This window comes from bacterium SCSIO 12741 (assembly GCA_024398055.1).
Classification (GTDB): domain Bacteria; phylum Bacteroidota; class Bacteroidia; order Flavobacteriales_G; family Salibacteraceae; genus SCSIO-12741.
Genome location: CP073749.1, coordinates 1,361,276 through 1,378,822, shown reverse-complemented (window position 1 = coordinate 1,378,822; position 17,547 = coordinate 1,361,276). Strand labels below are relative to the sequence as shown.

14 protein-coding genes and 1 pseudogene are annotated in these 17,547 nt (G+C 45.4%); 7 read left to right on the top strand and 8 right to left on the bottom strand.

The features are described from left to right. The first annotated feature begins 76 nt into the window (after positions 1-76). Genes KFE98_05750 through KFE98_05740 form a run of 3 tightly spaced genes read left to right on the top strand, consistent with a single transcriptional unit; the run spans position 77 to position 4,285 of the window. Positions 77-1,318, top strand: coding sequence for a tryptophan 7-halogenase (locus KFE98_05750; GenBank protein UTW63649.1), 1,242 nt, complete (start codon positions 77-79; stop codon positions 1,316-1,318). Continuing rightward, a complete protein-coding gene (locus tag KFE98_05745) occupies positions 1,308-2,984 on the top strand; it encodes an acyl-CoA--6-aminopenicillanic acid acyl-transferase (protein UTW63648.1) in 1,677 nt (558 codons plus the stop codon). Before KFE98_05750 ends, KFE98_05745 begins: the two co-directional genes overlap by 11 nt. Positions 2,985-2,986: 2 nt before the next feature. Further along, positions 2,987-4,285, top strand: coding sequence for an AMP-binding protein (locus tag KFE98_05740; GenBank protein UTW63647.1), 1,299 nt, complete (start codon positions 2,987-2,989; stop codon positions 4,283-4,285). Positions 4,286-4,376: 91 nt separating this feature from the next. Here the strand turns inward: KFE98_05740 and KFE98_05735 are convergent, their stop codons facing one another. Next, a complete protein-coding gene (locus KFE98_05735) occupies positions 4,377-4,799 on the bottom strand; it encodes an Hsp20/alpha crystallin family protein (GenBank protein UTW63646.1) in 423 nt (140 codons plus the stop codon). Between the two features lie 282 nt (positions 4,800-5,081). Between KFE98_05735 and KFE98_05730 the strand changes: the two genes are divergently transcribed. Both KFE98_05730 and KFE98_05725 read left to right on the top strand, forming a co-directional pair. Beyond that, positions 5,082-6,497 carry a HAMP domain-containing histidine kinase gene (locus KFE98_05730; GenBank protein UTW63645.1) on the top strand — a complete coding sequence of 472 codons (1,416 nt, stop codon included), beginning with the start codon at positions 5,082-5,084 and terminating at the stop codon, positions 6,495-6,497. Positions 6,498-6,508: 11 nt separating this feature from the next. After that, entirely contained in the window at positions 6,509-7,291 is a 783-nt protein-coding gene (locus KFE98_05725; protein ID UTW63644.1) for an enoyl-CoA hydratase/isomerase family protein, read from the top strand. A 114-nt stretch (positions 7,292-7,405) separates the two neighbouring features. Here KFE98_05725 and KFE98_05720 read toward each other — a convergent pair whose 3' ends face one another. The 5 genes from KFE98_05720 to KFE98_05700 are packed head-to-tail and all read right to left on the bottom strand — an operon-like array spanning position 7,406 to position 12,679. Then, the gene (locus KFE98_05720; protein ID UTW63643.1) at positions 7,406-9,805 is read right to left on the bottom strand and encodes an ABC transporter permease; all 2,400 of its coding nucleotides are present in this window, start codon (positions 9,803-9,805) and stop codon (positions 7,406-7,408) included. A 17-nt stretch (positions 9,806-9,822) separates the two neighbouring features. Continuing rightward, positions 9,823-10,506, bottom strand: a complete 684-nt coding sequence (locus KFE98_05715; protein UTW63642.1) for an ABC transporter ATP-binding protein — start codon at positions 10,504-10,506, stop codon at positions 9,823-9,825. Between the two features lie 5 nt (positions 10,507-10,511). After that, positions 10,512-11,417: a hypothetical protein gene (locus KFE98_05710; GenBank protein ID UTW63641.1), complete on the bottom strand. Its 906-nt coding sequence runs from the start codon at positions 11,415-11,417 to the stop codon at positions 10,512-10,514. A 12-nt stretch (positions 11,418-11,429) separates the two neighbouring features. Continuing rightward, positions 11,430-11,639: a hypothetical protein gene (locus KFE98_05705; GenBank protein UTW63640.1), complete on the bottom strand. Its 210-nt coding sequence runs from the start codon at positions 11,637-11,639 to the stop codon at positions 11,430-11,432. 23 nt (positions 11,640-11,662) lie between these two features. After that, positions 11,663-12,679, bottom strand: coding sequence for an HlyD family efflux transporter periplasmic adaptor subunit (locus KFE98_05700; GenBank protein UTW63639.1), 1,017 nt, complete (start codon positions 12,677-12,679; stop codon positions 11,663-11,665). A gap of 328 nt (positions 12,680-13,007) precedes the next feature. Here KFE98_05700 and KFE98_05695 point away from each other — a divergent pair. Together KFE98_05695 and KFE98_05690 are read left to right on the top strand one after the other, a co-directional pair. After that, positions 13,008-14,338: pseudogene (locus KFE98_05695) on the top strand (sigma-54-dependent Fis family transcriptional regulator). Next, positions 14,319-15,647, top strand: a complete 1,329-nt coding sequence (locus KFE98_05690; protein ID UTW63638.1) for a PAS domain-containing sensor histidine kinase — start codon at positions 14,319-14,321, stop codon at positions 15,645-15,647. Before KFE98_05695 ends, KFE98_05690 begins: the two are co-directional and overlap by 20 nt. Here the strand turns inward: KFE98_05690 and KFE98_05685 are convergent. Beyond that, on the bottom strand, positions 15,644-16,363 hold the full coding sequence (locus tag KFE98_05685; GenBank protein ID UTW63637.1) for a 3'-5' exonuclease: 720 nt from the start codon (positions 16,361-16,363) through the stop codon (positions 15,644-15,646). The two genes, KFE98_05690 and KFE98_05685, sit on opposite strands and share 4 nt — an antisense overlap. Positions 16,364-16,517: 154 nt before the next feature. Next, positions 16,518-17,540: a zinc-binding dehydrogenase gene (locus tag KFE98_05680; GenBank protein ID UTW63636.1), complete on the bottom strand. Its 1,023-nt coding sequence runs from the start codon at positions 17,538-17,540 to the stop codon at positions 16,518-16,520. Between the last annotated feature and the right edge of the window lie 7 nt (positions 17,541-17,547).

Below are 17,547 nucleotides of genomic sequence, written 5' to 3'. Positions count from 1 at the left end.
GATGATTCTAGCTATTTGCGTAAATTTGCAGGACAAAAATAGACTTTCATAGTTGAATGAAGAAACGGTGGATTCTATGAGAAAAGAAAAGGTAGATATACTGGTGATAGGTGCCGGGCCATCCGGTTCGGTAGCAGCGGCTTACCTGAGTAAGCAAGGTTTAAATGTTAAGATCGTGGAGAAGCAAAAATTTCCACGTTTTGTCATTGGCGAAAGCCTTATACCCCGGTGTATGGAACATTTCGAAGAAGCCGGACTTCTACCAGCATTGGAAAAACAAGGTTACCAGAAAAAATTCGGAGCCCGTTTTATGAGGGGGGACAAGGTCTGTAATTTTGATTTCTCCAAGCAATATACCCAAGGCTGGTCCTGGACCTACCAACTGCCTCGTGCTGATATGGATAATATATTGGCAGAAGAAGTGCAGAAAATGGGAGTGCCAATCGATTTTGAGACGGGCGTTGTAGATGTACGCTTTGAAGGACGTGACTCCTTTACCACCGTAGAAGATAAGGACGGAGAAAAGAAAGAAATCGAAGCTAAGTTTTTGATTGATTCAAGTGGATACGGCCGTGTACTACCTCGACTTTTGGATTTGGAAAAGCCAACAGATCTGGACATGAAGGCTTCTTGTTTTGTTCATGTCAAAGACGTTAATCGCCCTGAAGGACGCGAGGGTTGGATGATTACCTTCGATATATTGGAAAAGCATGTTTGGTTTTGGTGTATTCCTTTTTCCAATGGAATTACCTCCATCGGATTTGTGGCTCCACCGGAGTACTTTTCAGAAGAAATGACTGAAGAATCTTTCCGCGAATTGCTTGAGAATACAGAGTACTATCGCGACCGATTCAAGGATGCGCCCATGGAATTCAATCCCAGAAAGATTGTGGGGTATTCTTGCGGTGTAAAACAGCTTTTTGGTGACGGTTATGCGCTTACCGGAAATAGTACTGAATTCCTCGACCCTGTATTCTCTTCCGGAGTAACCTTTGCTACCGAGAGTGGTATTCAGGCGGCTAAATTGGCTGCCCGTGAGGTAAAAGGCGAGGAGGTAGATTGGCAAACCGAATACACGGACTACATCATGCAAGGCGTGGAAACGTTTAAGACCTATGTGAAGACTTGGTATACCGGAGATCTACAAGACATTTTCTTTACCCAAAACGAAAACAAAGACATTAAGAAGCAAATCTGCTCGGTGTTGGCTGGTTACGTTTGGGATAGAAATAACCAATTTGTTAGAAACCATAAGCGAGCTGTTACCTCACTGGCCAAATTCATCCGTCAAACCGATCCTTCGTTGAATGAGGTTTAATCCTCTTCTGTTTGTCCTGTTAATCGGGACGTTGATTAGCCTGTCGAGCTGCGACAATTTCTACGAGAAAAGAAAGAAACCCGAGCCTGAAGGAAATCTTGCCTGGGTGGATTCTACCCGCCATGAGTTTGGAGTGAATCATTATTACTCCGATTCCAACTGGTTGCGCAAAAACTCCTACGGTCTTTGGGAAATGTACCTGGAAGGCAAGCCTTTTGATCGAGGTGTGCAATACGGTATCTTGTCCAATGACTTGATGGCCAATCAGGAAAAGGTCTTTTTTAACCAGATCAAAACTATTGTTCCCGACTCAGCAAAACTCAATCGATTGAGAAAGTTTGTGGCTGTTTTTAATCGGAATTTACCCTACTACTTTATTCCGGAGTACCAGCAGGAGCTATTGGGTACTTCTTATTTCATTTCTGACCGGTTCGACTGGGTAGGACCCAAGTATTTTCGGGCGCTCAACCTTCATGGAGCTCACGATATTGGCCATGCCTTGCAGGATTTGATGCTGGTCGGGTGTACCTCGTTTGCCGCCTGGGGACCCAATACCGAAGACGGAGGGCTTCTATTAGGCCGGAATTTTGATTTTTATGCAGGGGAAGGTTTCTCGGAAGAGAAGATGGTCGTCTTTATGAAGCCCGATCAGGGGATTCCGTTTATGATGATTTCCTGGCCCGGTTTCCTGGGAGTGGTTTCCGGAATGAATACCCAGGGATTAACCGTTACCATTAATGCAGGGAAGTCTGGAATTCCGACCAAGCCAGGAACGCCCATTTCTATTCTTACCCGTGAAATTTTACAATATGCTTCCACCATTGAAGAGGCTATTGAGATTGCTGAATCTCGGCAGGTATTTGTTTCAGAATCTATTTTGGTGGGATCTCAGAAAGATGGGAAGGCCGTGATCATCGAAAAAAGCCCTAAAAACCAGGGTGTATATGTGGTAGAAGAGCCACAGTTGGTGTGCTCCAATCATTTCCAAAGCGAGGCTTTTTCCAAAGACAAAAAGAACCTAGAGCATATTGAAAAATGGCATAGCCAATACCGAATGGATCGAATGAATCAGTTGTTGGCGGCTGAGGACAAGCTAAACTATACGGATGTAGCTGAAATTCTACGAGAAACAGATGGCCTTGCAGGTAAAAAGATTGGTTACGGAAATGAGAAAGCGATCAATCAGTTAATGGCTCATCACGGAATTATTTTTCAACCTGGAAAACTCCGTGTTTGGGTTTCGGCAAATCCTTATCAATTGGGAGCTTTTGTTTGCTATGACCTAAATCGTGTATTTGAATTGGCTCCTGGGTTTCGATCCGAAGAACCTATTCACGAACAAGGTTTGACCGTGCCAGAGTCCGATTTCCTTCAAACCGATGACTACAAGAATTACCTAACTTTCCGCCGAATTGAAAAAGAACTGGACCTTTGGTTGGAAGACCCTAAAGGGGTGATCCCAGAAAAAAAGTTGCACGAAATGGTGGAGTCCAATCCTGATTTTTGGTTGGGTTATTACAAGGTTGGAAAATACTTTGAAGAAACCGGCAACTACGAAAGGGCCAAGGATTTTTACGAGCAGGCCATGCTGCGGGAGCTTACTACGGAGTATGATCGGGAAAACCTGGAAGAACGAATTAAGAAGTGCAAGAAGAAAATAAAATAGCCATGCACCCTTTGGAGCCAGCTTTAGAATACCAATCCATGGAGGTCATTCGCGATGCTCAATGGGTGAAGCTGAAAGAGATACTCCGCTATTTGTCCGATAACTCTCCTTTCTACCAGAAGCGATTTGCGGAGGAAGAAATTGACGTAGATCAGATCAATTCGTGGGAGGGTTTCGCTCAAATTCCATTGACCACCAAAGATGATTTGAACGCGCACAACGATGACTTTGTCTGTGTGCCGCCCAAAAAGATTGTGGATTACGTTACTTCTTCAGGAACCCTGGGAGATCCAATCACTTTTGTGCTTACAGATAGCGATCTGGAGCGGCTGGCCTACAACGAGGCGTTGTCATTTATCACGGCTGGTTGTGATGACGAAGATGACATCCAATTGATGACCACCATCGATAAACGTTTTATGGCTGGGATGGCCTATTTCTTAGGTGCACGAAAGCTGGGTGCGGGTATCGTTAGAGTGGGTTCTGGAGTGCCTGAATTGCATTGGGATACCATTCATCGAATCAAGCCAAGTACCATAATCGCGGTGCCATCTTTTATTCTCAAGTTGATTGAATTTGCGGAATCCCGGGGAATCGATTATCGGGAATCTGGAATTAAACGGGCTATTTGTATTGGTGAAGCCTTAAGGAATGAGGACTTTTCACTCAATACTTTGGGACAAAAAATCAATGAGAAATGGCCTATTGATTTATACTCCACGTACGCTTCAACGGAAATGAGTACGGCATTTACGGAGTGCAGCGCAGGGCAAGGGGGACATCATCATCCCGAATTAATCGTAACTGAATTTTTAGATGATCAAGGCAATCCGGTGCAGCCGGGTGAGCCTGGCGAAGTAGTGATAACTACCTTAGGAGTTGAAGGGATGCCTTTGTTGCGTTTTCGCACCGGAGACATTTGCCGCCATTACACCGATCCGTGTAGCTGTGGGAGAAATACCCTGCGATTGGGGCCGGTGATTGGTCGGAAGAAGCAGATGATCAAATTGAAGGGGACCAGTGTTTATCCGCCTGCCATTTACGATATCCTGAATCGGATGGAAGGAATCACCAATTATGTGGTAGAGGCTTACACCAATGAAATTGGTACTGATGAGCTACTTATTCATATTGGAAGTAAGGAGCATTCTGATTTCTTTGAGCATCAAATCAAGGAGCGGCTTAAGGCCAAGATTCGAGTGACGCCTAAAATTGCTTTTTTGCCGATTGATAAAGTGCAGCAAATGCAGTTTCCAGAGTTGAGCCGTAAGCCTATATTGTTTTTGGATAATCGTTCGTAATAGGAAAAAAAAACGGGTTCCGGCCGAAGCGCAGAACCCGTAAAACCAACTACTCAACTCAAAAAATCGCCTTTCGGCTTTCCGCTACACCCTAGCGAATGTCAATTTTTTTAGGACTCTTAATTTCCTTCTGTTTCAAAGGAAGTTTCACGGTTAAAATTCCGTTGTCGTAAGAGGCATCAATTTTTTCAGCGTTCACTGTTTTGGGAAGGCTAAAAGACCGGTCGAAAGAATGGTAGCTAAATTCTTTGCGGGTCCATTTCCCGTTTTTCTTTTCTTCTTTTTTGGTTTTCTTGTCACCGGTTAGGTGGAGGATTCCGTCGTGAACTTCGATTTTAATTTCGTCCTTCCCAAATCCTGGTGCGGCTACTTCAAGTTCAAAACCTTTTTCGTTTTCATGGATGTTTACGGCTGGGATAGAGCGTCTGCCTTCCGCAGCGTCCCTCATTTCACGGTTAATAAAATCGTTCATCAATTGAGGGAATCCTAAGTGTCTGTTTCTGATTAAATGCATGATATGTGTTTTTTAAATGTTGTTTTCAATGTTTAACTACACTTCCCCCTATTCAATTCAGAGACCATTAGCTTTTCGGTGTAATTTTTGCGTCATTATGGCGCAATGACTGGATTTTCGATGCCATATTGGCGCGATTTGGTTTTTTTGAGGTGCTGATTTGACGGTTTATGATCTGAAACGAATGGTGATTAGATTGATTCGAGAATATGGTTTAGGAGAATTACTTTTGTGACTATGGCATTTAAAGGATGGAGTTTAAAAAGAAGGATTTATACATCCATGATCCTTTTAATTCTGTCTTCCTTTTTAATCATTGGTGCGATTACGATTTGGTATACCAAAGAGGAAAACGAAAAGTACCATAACCAACGATTGATGAGGAAGGAGCGGGCGGTAATGGCGTCCTTGAGTTATTACCTGATTGAAAAAGAGGGCGACAACCAAATTTTCTATACCGATGATTTTCAACGCAAGCTTCTGGAGATTTCAGATGTTCACTCCTTGGAAATCAGCCTCTACGATTTGGATGGAAATTGGATTGCTTCCTCTGATCGAAGTGGGCATACGCTTTCCCATCCTCACCCTTCTTTAGAAAAAGAGATTCTAAGTGAATTAGCCCTATCCGGCGGTGATTTTATTTCGAGTAAAACCGTTCACGGAGAAATTTACCTAACCGCCCTTCGCTACCTACGGAGCAATTCGGAAAAACCACTGGCCATCATCAATATTCCTTATTACTCCGATCAGCAACACACCCGAGAAGAAACCCAGGATTTCCTTTGGGCATTGGCTCAAGTGTACGCCTTGCTTCTTGTTTTGGGCTTGATCATCGCTTATGTGCTCAGTAATTCCATTACTAAAAGTCTTCAGGCAATCCAGCAGCGGATTCGCTCGATTAGCTTGAGTGGAAAGAATGAAGAATTGGAATATGCAGGTAATGATGAAATTGCAGCATTGGTAAACGAATACAACAAGAAGGTAAGAGAGTTGGAGGAAAGCGCAGAAAAGCTCGCCCAAAAAGAACGGGAAGGCGCCTGGCGAGAAATGGCTCGTCAAGTAGCTCACGAGATCAAAAATCCTTTGACTCCGATGAAATTGAGTGTACAGCAATTGGAAAAAAGCTGGAAAGATGGGCGTGAGGATTATGGTGATCGACTGTCTCGATTTACTCAGATGATGACCGAGCAGATTGATACCCTTGCCCACATCGCTTCTGAGTTTAGCGATTTTGCTCAGTTGCCCAGAGCTCAAGCCGAGGTATTTGATCCCGTAAAAGAAGCCACTCAAATTCTAAACCTTTTCCGAAAGGAAGGTGGCGCCGAATTGACCCTGAACAATACCCTTGTTCCTGAGAGTCGGATTAATATGGACCGCAACCATTTCAAAAGAGTATTGACCAACCTGGTTACCAATTCCATTCAGGCATTTGAAGATGAGGAAAAGGGAAAAATAGAGCTGGCTTTTACCTTGGAAAACGAAGATCGATTGCTGTTGACGGTGAAGGATAATGGCGGCGGAATTCCGGAAGACTTACAGCCTCGAATTTTTCAACCCAATTTCACAACCAAATCAGGGGGTGCCGGTCTCGGTTTATCCATGGTAAGAAGCATGGTGGAAAACGCGGAGGGAGACATTCGTGTGGAATCCTCAGTGACCTCTGGAACTACCTTTTTTATAAGTTTGCCCCTGCATTAAATTCAAGCAATATGAGCTACGAAAATCTGATCATTGAAAACGAAGGAACACTTCGTATTATCACCATAAACAGACCCAAACAATTGAATGCCCTTAACCGGGATACTATTGCGGAATTGAACCGTGCTTTTACCGAGGCAGAAACGGATCATTCGGTACGATGCATTGTGATTACCGGATCTGGTGATAAGGCCTTTGTTGCTGGTGCAGATATTAAGGAGTTTGCTCATTTTTCGATGGAAGAAGGTGCTGAGCTAAGCCGCAACGGGCAAAATACGTTGTTTGATTTGGTAGAGAATCTCCGAACTCCGGTAATTGCTGCCGTTAATGGATTTGCCTTAGGTGGTGGATTGGAATTGGCCATGTCGACTCACATTCGAGTGGCCTCTGATAATGCTCGTATGGGATTGCCCGAAGTTTCTTTGGGTGTGATTCCTGGATATGGAGGAACCCAGAGATTGCCACAGTTGGTGGGAAAAGGAATTGCCAATGAAATCATTTTTACGGCTGGAATGATCGATGCCAACCGTGCTCATGAAATTGGCTTGGTTAACCATACCGTTCCTGCTGAAGAGCTAATGGACAAGTGTCGAGATATCGCCAAGAAAATTTCTCGCAACTCTCCCATCGCTATTAGTCTGGCCATTGAGTGTGTTAACGCTGTACACGAAGATGGAACCAATGGGTATGAAGTAGAAATCAACGCATTCGGAAGAGCATTTGGTACGGCCGACTTTAAAGAGGGTACCGGGGCTTTTATGGAGAAGCGGAAGCCTGCTTTTGAAGGACATTAGTCAGAAGCGAGGACGAGGACGAGTCACGAGGATGGGATATACCATTCATTAGAATAAAAAAACCGGGCTGGAGGGATTCCAGTACCCGGCTTTCTAACTATACACAGACTTCAATTATTCGTATCGCAAAGACTCCACAGGATTATTGGTAGCTATGCGAAACGTTTGGTAACTCAAGGTTACTGATGCAAGGATCAGGCCAATTGCTCCACTTGCTATAAATACCAATGGGTCAAGTTCTTGTCGGTAGGCAAAGTTCTCGAGCCAGTCGCTGAGGTACCACCAACAGAAGGGGGCGCAGAACAAAAATCCGAGGGCGACTAAGACCAAAAATTCTTTGCTGAAGGTAAACGTGATGGCCAGCCAATCGCCTCCCAGAATCTTTCGTATTCCGATCTCCTTGGTTTTTAACTCGATGAGGTAGCTGCTCAAAGCAAACAAGCCAAGCAAGGCGATCAAAGCGGAGATCAGGGCAAAACCAGTAAACAGGGTCATCAGACGGTCATCTTCGGCATAGGCTTCGTTAAATCGCTCGTCAACCAAAAAATACTCGAGGGGATGGTTGGGATCAAACTCCTGCCATTTAGCTTTTACGGCATCCAGGTTGGCACGGGTATTCTGTGAGCCCAGATCCACCATTAAATACCGGGCACGACGAGGAGAGAAGATCAAAACTAAAGGCTCAATGGGCTGATGGAGGGATTGAAAGTGGAAATCGGCCATAACACCTACAATCTTTCCGTCACTTTCTGCCTGATTGTTGGGCAGAAGACCCCACTGAATTCTTTTGTCAAGAGCCTCTTGCCCCCAGCCAAAAGCTTCGGCCGCTTTTTCATTAATAATGAAGGCCTGCCGTTGATCTGTTTGCATGTCGCGATTGAAATTTCGGCCTTGAAGTATTTCGACGCCTAGGGTAGATAGAAATTTCTCATCTACAAACATCATTTTGATCGTTTGCTCGGTCAGCTCGTGATTTCGCTCCACGCGAAACATCAATTCTCCCGTACCAATGCCCGGGATGTTATTGGTAAGCGAGGCGTTTTCAACTCCTGGAATTTGTTGCATCTCCTGCTGAATGACAGGAAGCTGTCGCTGAAGGGCCGTGTCTCGTGGGATTTCAAGAACCATTAATCGCTCCTGGGTGAATCCCAACTCCTGATCTTTGAGGTAGCCAAGCTGGCCGTTGATGGTAAACATGCCAATGAGCATGAACAGAGAAAAGGCAAACTGAACCACTACCAGTCCTTTGCGCAGAATGCCCAGATTTTTCATAGGTCGCATAACACTCGCTGCTTGCAATCGGGATAGAACTACCGCAGGATAAAGTCCGGATAGAACGCCGGTGACCAAGACCAAGCCTATGAGCAGGAGAATCATGTCGGGCCGGAAGATTTGAGAAATGCTAAAGTTTTTATCCGCTAAGTCGTTGTAGAAGGGCAGGGAAAGCTCCACCAAAATGAGGGCAACGAACAAGGATATAACGGATAGGATGATGGACTCCAACAAGAATTGAAGGAGGATTTGTCCGCGATCGGCTCCCAAAGTTTTACGAACCCCGATTTCTTTGGAACGACGCGTGGATTGGGCCAAGGATAGATTTACATAATTGATACAAGCCACCAATAACAGAAATATGGCGATGAGCCCCAAAGTAAGGAGGGTGTCTGTGTCGGCCTTTGGGGTGTCGTATTCTTTGGTGTTGTCAAGGTGTACTTCTGCAATTGCTTGAGCCGAGTAGTCGATTCCACCATTCAATTGGTTTTCTTCCACAAATGGACGTACATGTTTTTCACTCAGCTGGCCCAAAATCTCAGACCATTGCTCTTGACTGGTAACGCTACGGGTTTTTACATAGGTCTGCGTAGCAATGCGAAACCAATCGGTGAGTAGAACCTGCATGCGTTGAGGGGGAATGGTGGACATGGAGACCAAGGCCGAGTACTGAATGTCGGAATTGTCCGGGCAATCTTCAATGATTCCTGTGACCTTAAATTCCTGAAAGTCTACCCGCAGAGGCTGATCGAGCGCATTTTCATTGGGAAACAGTTTTTGGGCTAAGGTTTCGCTCAACACAATGCTTCGTGGGGTTCGCAGCGCCGTTTCTGGATTTCCTTGCAAAAGCTTGTAGCCGAACATGGCCAGGAATCCACTATCTACCAGCTGAATTTGGGACTGGTTAAAGAATCGATCCTCTACCCGGAGCAAGTTTCGGGCACCATAAGGCGTAATCCGGGTAAAGGTTTCGATTTCGGCATATTCTTCCATCAAGGTGGGGCCAACAGCCATGCTGCTTAGTCCGGAGTTGAGCTCACCGTTGTAATTCAATTTGGCGCAAACCCGAAACAGCTGCTCCTTTTGATCATGAAACTGATCGAAGGATGTTTCATGACGAACATACAAAGCGATTAGCACGGCACAGGCTATACCCAAGGCGAGTCCTGTAATATTGATAATTCCGTAAGTCCGGTTTTTGATCAGGTTGCGAAGGGCAACCAAAAAGTAATTCTTGATCATTTTAGAGCTCCCTTGGATTAGGCGTTTTGCAGTTTACTTTCCATTAAAACCTGACCATCGAGCATGCGTACTATTCTATCGGCAAACTCGGCGTCACGAGATGAGTGGGTTACCATCACTATGGTGGTGCCATCCTCATTGAGTTCAGTCAAAAGGCTCATGACTTCCTGCCCGTTTTTCGAATCCAGGTTACCCGTGGGTTCATCCGCCAGAATAAAACCCGGTCGATTGACCAAAGCACGAGCTACGGCAACCCTTTGTTGCTGACCACCTGAAAGCTGCAGTGGAAAATGTTTGGCGCGGTGGGCCATATTTACTTTTTCGAGCACTTCATTTACCCGGGTTTTCCTTTCGGAGGATTTCATTCCTGCATAAATCAACGGCAGCTCGACATTTTCGTAAACCGAAAGCTCATCAATCAAATTGAAACTCTGGAAAATAAACCCCACATTGTTTTTTCGAACCTTGGCTCGTTGTTTTTCATTGTAACCGGAAATATCTTCTCCATTAAAAAGGTATTGACCAGATGAGGGCTGATCGATCATACCGAGCAAATTGAGTAAGGTGGACTTTCCGCAACCGGAAGGCCCCATAATGGCTACAAAATCACCTTCCTTAACGTGTAGGTCAACCTGGTTTAAGGCCGTTGTTTCGACGTCTTCGGTACGGAATACTTTGCTGAGGTTGTGAGTTTCAATCATAGGTTTTAGGGTATAATGAATATAGGGGTGTAGTGCAGATTTCCTTCCACTTCGATTTCCAATAAGTATCGACCTGGCTCTAAATCGAGCTCCAGTTGATCGCCTTGTAGTTTGCCTACAAATTGAACCGAATTTAAGTAGTTCATCAATCGGTATGGATGTTCTTCAATGAGCCCTGGGAATTTAATTTTAAAGTTTCCGGTAGACGGATTGGGGTAAACTTTGAGCTCTTCCTGGGCGGGTACTTGTGCAGAAATGCTGTTGGGCTGCTCCAGGTTGAGGTTGTCAATCAGGAGTCCATCATGAATCCAGGCGGGTGGAGCATGTGGATTTCCTGGGTCATCGCTGTAGAAGGCGATAATCACTGAGTCGGGCTGCTCGGTAGATCGATAGTCGATATCCACCTCAAAAGAGCTAAAGTGTTCCGTTGGCGGCAAAAAGGTTTGACCATATCCAATGGTGTCCCGACTTCCAGTGGTGGGGTTAAATTTCTTTAGAATGACCACGGCTTTGCCTCGTGCAGCTACGTGGGCATTGAGTAAGTAGTGGCCCGTAAGTTTTTCAGGTTTGTAGGAAATCGGTTTTCCGCCGGTAATCAAATCCAATTCGGGTTTGTTAGGATCCGATCCTGCTTTGGGTTTGCCCAGGCAAGCCATGGAGTACCAACCCGAGTTGATATTTACGCTTAGTAGCTGCATGGAATAGCTACCTTGATAGGCCTTGGGCGATTTTCGAATGCCAGCCGAAGTCCATTCCGTTTGAGCATTCGTGGAGGTCCATTCGGCGGGTTCTTCCCAGTTGAAGGGGGAAGGTTGCCCGGAAGAATTCCAGGTTTCAAAATTTAGATTCATGGTCTGTGCCCAGGTGCCTGTGGCTACCATCAAAAGGGCGAGGGTGAGGATATTTCGCATATTCAGGGGGATTTAATTCAAGATCAACTCGTCTTTGTTTTGAAAGGCGCTGTAGGATGATACAATCACCTGCTCCCCCTGAGCCAAGCCTTCCAGGATTTCAAAATATTCCGGGTTTTGTCTTCCGGTGCGTATGGCCCTTTTTTCGGCCCGACCAGATTCCGGATTAATGACATAGACCCATTGTCCCCCTGAGGTATTAAAAAATGAACCTCTTTGCAATCGGATCGCGGTTTCTTCGCTACTCAGCGAAAGTTTAAACCGAAGGGTTTGCCCCGACGCGGAGTCAGAGGCACTTCGGTGGTAAATCGGAAATCTGCGCTAAAAGTTCCATTATCAACTTCCGAAAATATTTTGATGATTTCTAATTCATAAATGCTGTCGCCCCGCTCATAGTGGGCAATTTGCCCGGGAAAAACTCTTCCGAGGTAGTGCTCATCAATTTGAGCTCTAAGTTTCATGGCCTCCATTTCATCGATTTGACCCAGGTTGGCACCCTGGGCAATGGCTTGCCCAAGTTCTAAACCCGTCGTGCTGTAGTGCCCGTTGAAAGGTGCCCGGATTACGAGGTCTTCCAGATTTTGATGAATCATTTCCAGGTTTCGCTCAATCAGTTTGGCAGATTGTTTCATTTGAACCTGTTGGTAGGCCCGAATCAGAGAATCGGTTTTGATTTTGTCCAACAGGAGTTCTCTACGTTTTTCCAGGTATTGAAATTCGTCTTCTACATTCTCAAATTGATCGGCTGAAATAGCACCTGCATCAAACAGTTTTTTGTTGCGTTGAAAATCTTTTTGCCGGTCAATCAATCTATACTCGATGTCAAGAAACTGATCGCGGAGGTTGAGGCTTTGTTCTTCCATTCTCAGCCGAGTATTGTTCAGGTTGTTGAGCTGATCCAGCAATTGTGCCTCTTGACTCATGTAGGTCATTTGCAACGTGGTATTACTCAACCGGATCAACGGATCCCCCTGGTTTACCTGAGCACCATCTTCCACAAACAACTCTTCGATGATGCCGCTGTTGGAAGCATCAATTTGTACCGTGTGTATCGGAATGAAAACCCCAGTTACAGGAACAAATTCGCGAAATGGTCCTTGATCCACTGTTGCCAATGTCAGTGTGGTGGAATTGACCTTGAGTGACGAACCATTGGAGCGATTGCTGAGTAGAATCAAAAGCAGGATCAAGGTTCCTGATCCGAAGCCGATCCAGTAAATACCTCGTCGGTACCATTTTTTTCTGGGAATGATTCTATCCATTGTTTTGGGCTAAAAATCCCGAAGGAAAGGCCGTTGGTACCAGGGGGCGTACCGATTCGACCTTTCCGGGATTTACGTTATTCGCGTTTTCGGGAAGTAATATGGCAATCGACGAGCCAAACAAGTAACTTGCTGTTAGCTAAGCGCTTGTGCGAATTGGTGCTTGCATGTGAGTTGTTTGCCTGTATCGAAATGACACAGAAGTTGTTCCAGAATGAAACACTTTGGTACAGAGGGGACTATCCTGGTCTTTTGGTCTAATTGGGTCAATCCTGCCGCTTATCAAGATTTGATTCCAATTCCGCCATGCCCTATGTTCCTTTGTTCTATGCCAGAGGGTTATACCTTATTAATAATAGACGACGAACCGGACATTCTGTTTTCGTTAAAACTTCTGCTTGGAAAGCATTTTGAGTCAGTGCACACAGCAAGGCATCCAGCTGAAGTTAAAAAACGATTGAAGCAGGAGAAGGTGGACTTGGTGTTGTTGGATATGAACTACCAGCGTGGATACACCACGGGTAAAGAAGGTATGGCCTACCTGGAAAAAATCAAGAATTGGTCACCCGAAACTTCCGTTGTTTTGATGACCGCTTATGCGGACGTTAACACCGCTGTGGAAGGCATGAAAAAAGGTGCCTGTGATTTTGTGGTTAAGCCTTTTTCAGAGGAAGAGGTGTTGCAAAAAACAGAGCAGTGCTTGAGTAAAAAGCAGAAGAAACCCGAACCTCTTAAGTCCAATTCTGGGTTTACACTTGGGTGTTCCCCAGAGGCTCAAAAGTTGCAAAAGTTAGTGGATAAGGTAGCAGCTACCCGAGCCAACGTATTGATTACTGGTGAAAACGGAACCGGAAAATCTCAACTGGCCCGTCACTTACATCGCCTGTCGGATAGAAAGGATCAATCGCTCATTAGCCTGGATCTGGGAGCGATACCTGAGTCCTTAATGGAGTCGGAGCTTTTGGGTTATGTAAAGGGTGCCTTTACCGATGCCCGACAGGACAAAAAAGGAAAAATTGAGGAGGCTGACTCTGGAACCCTATTCCTTGATGAATTGGGAAACATGACTCTTCCGGTACAAGCCAAGTTGCTAACCATTTTACAGGACAGACAGATTTGTCGCTTAGGTTCAAACACCTGGAAGTCGGTCGATTTTAGATTAATTGCAGCGACCAATGTTTCCCTGGAAGAATGGGTGCAATCAGGAAGGTTTCGACAGGATTTACTCTACCGGATTAACACGATTGAAATTGAGATCCCACCCCTTCGGGAGCGCCCGAAGACTTGGAGTTGTTTGCAGATCAATACCTGGAGCACTACAACCAGGAATACGGCAAATCTCTTCGGTTTGATACTTCCGTTTTTTCTGCTTTGAAGGCTTACCACTGGCCAGGAAACCTCCGAGAATTGGCTCATAAAATTGAGCGGGCAGTGATTTTGGGAGAAGGAGAAGTTTTAACGGGAGAAGATTTTAGCTTGTCAGCCCCCGTAGCCGAAAGTGTATCTGTTTCTACCCGAATGGATGACGTAGAAAAACAGACCATTATTCAGGCTATTCGAATGAATCAGGGTAACTTGTCCAAAACGGCTCAAGCTCTTGGTATGGGTCGAACTACCTTGTACCGCAAAATCGAGAAATATGGCATTCAGGTCCTTTAGGTTAAAGGTCCTTCTACTCACTTCGTTGCTCGTTGCTTGGTCGATGGGAATTGCCTGGTGCTGGGCGGTTGCAGGCCTATGGTTAACGGGACTGCTGTTCTTCTTTTTACTGATTGCAACCGTATGGTCTCTGTTGCGGATTTTTGAGAACAATCGAAAAGACTGGGGGCGATTACTTACGATTCTTCGGGGAGGGGAGTTTAATCAAAAACTCAAATCCCAATTTTCAGAAAATTCCCTTGACTCCTTTGCTGAGGAGGGAAATCAGGTGATTGATGCCTTTGCCCAATTAAAGGGGAAGGAGTCCGGAGAATATTGGTTGCTTCGTCATGGATTGCAAGCTCTGCAGGCTGGGGTGGTCATAACCGATGGAGAACGTCGCATTCGATGGATGAATCCAGCTGCTTCAGAGTTGTTGGAAATGCCTCAATTAAGAACACTTAGCGACCATGAATTGCTGGTGCAGCATCTTCCGAAAGATTCTCAGGAATGGGAGCAAGTGGTGGAATGGGATCGACAGGGATGGAAAACTAAATGGTGGATTCGTTGGGAAATGGTCAAGGTTTCAGGTGAGCCCCTTGGACTTTTACTTTTTCAAGAAGTGGAGCAAATTTTGGAGACCGAATCCATTGAAAATTGGAAACGAATGATCCGAATCCTCACCCATGAAATTACCAATTCGCTGCAACCCATGCTTAGTCTTTCCTCCTACCTTGAGGAGTGGGTGGAAACCAATGGGCAATCAGCCACAGACAAGGAAGAGGCCATTCAAGCGGTTGCTGCCATTCGCAGAAGAGGACAGGGCTTGATGCGTTTCGTTAAGTCCTACCGAGATTTTGCCCGTCTAAATCAACCCTTAATGAGGGAATTTGCCGTTCGAGAATTGTACCAACGTCTGGAGGAACTACTAAAACCGGAACTCGAACAAGAGAACATTATTCTCACTTGGCAAGCTCGTCCTGGTTGTCGGTTAGTCGGTGATTTTGAAATGCTGGAGCAGGCCTTAATCAACCTGGTGAAGAATAGTAGAGAAGCCTTGAAAGAAGCCCAATCAGAAGAGCCAAGAATTGAGTTATCTGCCTTTTTGGAACGGGAAAAAGTAGTGTTTTTGGTACAGGACAACGGTCCGGGAATAAAATCTGAAATCGAGGAAGATTTGTTTACTCCATTCTTTACCACCAAAAGAGAGGGATCCGGAATTGGCTTGAGTATGGTCAAGCAACTGGTTAATACCAACGGCGGAAAAATTGCGTGGTTAAAGTCCGACCAACCAGGCACGACCTTTCGCATGGAATTTCCGATGGCTTAAGCGGTAAAGCGAAGTTGCACTTGAGATTCGTCCGCGGTTTTTTGCTTTTCGGGCCTCAGGTTCTGATAGATTTCCGTGAGCAGCCGTACATCATCTTCGCAATAGTGTACAATTTTCCGAAGATCCTTTTCCTCGTAATAGGTGGCGCGTACCTGACTGCCGTCCAGGGTTGATTTGGAAGATTTGAGTCCAAATAGTTCAGCCAAAAGCGTCAAAGAAGTATAGTGTTTGAAGTCGCCAAACTTCCACAAATGGAGCGTATCCAGGTGTTTTACCTCCCAAGGTTTTTTACCGGCCAGGTCGAGTGTTTCTGGCAGCGTTAGGCGATTGATCAAAATTCGTCTGGCCAGGTAGGGAAAGTCAAACTCCTTTCCATTGTGGGCGCAGAGCCGGTATTTGGGATTGGCGTAATAGCGATTTAGGGAGTGGCAAAAATCCTGAAGCAGTTTGCGTTCGTCATGGCCGAAATAGGACCGAATTCTGAGTTTGCCAAAACGGATGCGACCTACAGAAATGCAAATGACTTTACCGAATTCGGCATAAATCCCGGCGCGCTCATACAGGGATTCGGGGCTTTCATTGTCTCGGGACAGGTACTGAGCTTTTTGGTTCCAAAGGTTTTTCCAGGTTTCTGAAAGGTGCTCGTAATGGGATTCTGCGGGGACGGTTTCTATATCTATAAATAGAATATTCTCCAGAGGGATGTTGGTCTTCATGTTCGTTAGTTTTAGGTGTGGTAAAATGGTTTTGTTGGGTCAATATTAGGGATATAAAAACAAGTTTCAAAGCTTTGTTTGAGACCTGCAAATACAGGTAAAGAGTATCTCTTTACCTAAAAATGAAAAAAAAATTAGGGCGCCGTTTTGAAGCCTACTTTTCCCACTCCACCACAATTTTTCCCATGGAGTTTCGGCTTTCTAATAGATGATGGGCGGACGCAATTTCGCTGGCCTTGAATACACCACCAACATGTGGTTTGGCAATTCCTTCCTTGTACATTTGAAGTACTTCCAACATGCCTTTTTGGATGAGTTCAGGTTTGTAATCTGCAACCCGCAGCATATTGACTCCGAGCCAACTTTGTGATTTCATGAGGAGCGCAATGGGGGTGTGAAAGCCATAACCGAAGACCAATTTCAAGACGGCCATCATTCCCTTTTTCTCTCGGGAAGAGGCTCCAAATATGACGGCTTTTCCGCCATGTCCTAAAAGCTTGGTGCTTCGCTTGAATACCTTTCCTCCAATCGGGTCAAATACGGCATCCAAAACTGGCTTCTTGGTGATTTTGAGCACTTCTTTTACGAAATTACTTTTCCGGTAATTGATGGGATAGTCAACTCCTAAATCTTTTAGGTAGGTCAGTTTTTCTGGTGAGCCGGCAGTTCCGAAAATGGTGCATCCTTTCCATTTACAAATTTGCACCAAAGCCGTTCCCACGCCACCCGCAGCAGCGTGAATCAATACCTGATTGCCCGGATACAGATTCATTACCTCCATAGCCGAATACCAAGCTGTACAGTATTGAGTGGCCAATGCAACAGCCACCCCGTTTGGCATATCGTCTGGAATGGCAACCACTGCCCTGTGATCAGTTTTTACCTTTTCGGCATAAGCACCAAATCGGGTAAATGCAGCCACACGCTGACCTACTTGAAGGCCCTTCACTTCTTCACCTACTTCCTCAACACGACCTACGCATTCATACCCCAAAATTCCGGGTAAATCGGGCGCGTCTTTATACATGCCGTTTCGAGCAATAACATCAGCGTAGTTTAAGCCAAAGGCGTCCACGGCAATAAGCACCTCAGTGGAAGAAACTCCCGGAGCTTCGGTTTCTCTTACTTCAAAGGCTTGATCGGCGGCTCCGTATTGGGTGAGGTAAATAGCTTTCATTTTCAAG

What these genes read in the sequence shown, in the direction of transcription:
- KFE98_05750 (UTW63649.1), top strand. Translation starts at nt 77, where the DNA reads ATGAGAAAAGAAAAGGTAGATATACTGGTGATAGGTGCCGGGCCATCC.
- KFE98_05745 (UTW63648.1), top strand. Translation starts at nt 1,308, where the DNA reads ATGAGGTTTAATCCTCTTCTGTTTGTCCTGTTAATCGGGACGTTGATT.
- KFE98_05740 (UTW63647.1), top strand. Translation starts at nt 2,987, where the DNA reads ATGCACCCTTTGGAGCCAGCTTTAGAATACCAATCCATGGAGGTCATT.
- KFE98_05735 (UTW63646.1), bottom strand. Translation starts at nt 4,799, where the DNA reads ATGCATTTAATCAGAAACAGACACTTAGGATTCCCTCAATTGATGAAC.
- KFE98_05730 (UTW63645.1), top strand. Translation starts at nt 5,082, where the DNA reads ATGATCCTTTTAATTCTGTCTTCCTTTTTAATCATTGGTGCGATTACG.
- KFE98_05725 (UTW63644.1), top strand. Translation starts at nt 6,509, where the DNA reads ATGAGCTACGAAAATCTGATCATTGAAAACGAAGGAACACTTCGTATT.
- KFE98_05720 (UTW63643.1), bottom strand. Translation starts at nt 9,805, where the DNA reads ATGATCAAGAATTACTTTTTGGTTGCCCTTCGCAACCTGATCAAAAAC.
- KFE98_05715 (UTW63642.1), bottom strand. Translation starts at nt 10,506, where the DNA reads ATGATTGAAACTCACAACCTCAGCAAAGTATTCCGTACCGAAGACGTC.
- KFE98_05710 (UTW63641.1), bottom strand. Translation starts at nt 11,417, where the DNA reads ATGCGAAATATCCTCACCCTCGCCCTTTTGATGGTAGCCACAGGCACC.
- KFE98_05700 (UTW63639.1), bottom strand. Translation starts at nt 12,679, where the DNA reads ATGGATAGAATCATTCCCAGAAAAAAATGGTACCGACGAGGTATTTAC.
- KFE98_05690 (UTW63638.1), top strand. Translation starts at nt 14,319, where the DNA reads ATGGCATTCAGGTCCTTTAGGTTAAAGGTCCTTCTACTCACTTCGTTG.
- KFE98_05685 (UTW63637.1), bottom strand. Translation starts at nt 16,363, where the DNA reads ATGAAGACCAACATCCCTCTGGAGAATATTCTATTTATAGATATAGAA.
- KFE98_05680 (UTW63636.1), bottom strand. Translation starts at nt 17,540, where the DNA reads ATGAAAGCTATTTACCTCACCCAATACGGAGCCGCCGATCAAGCCTTT.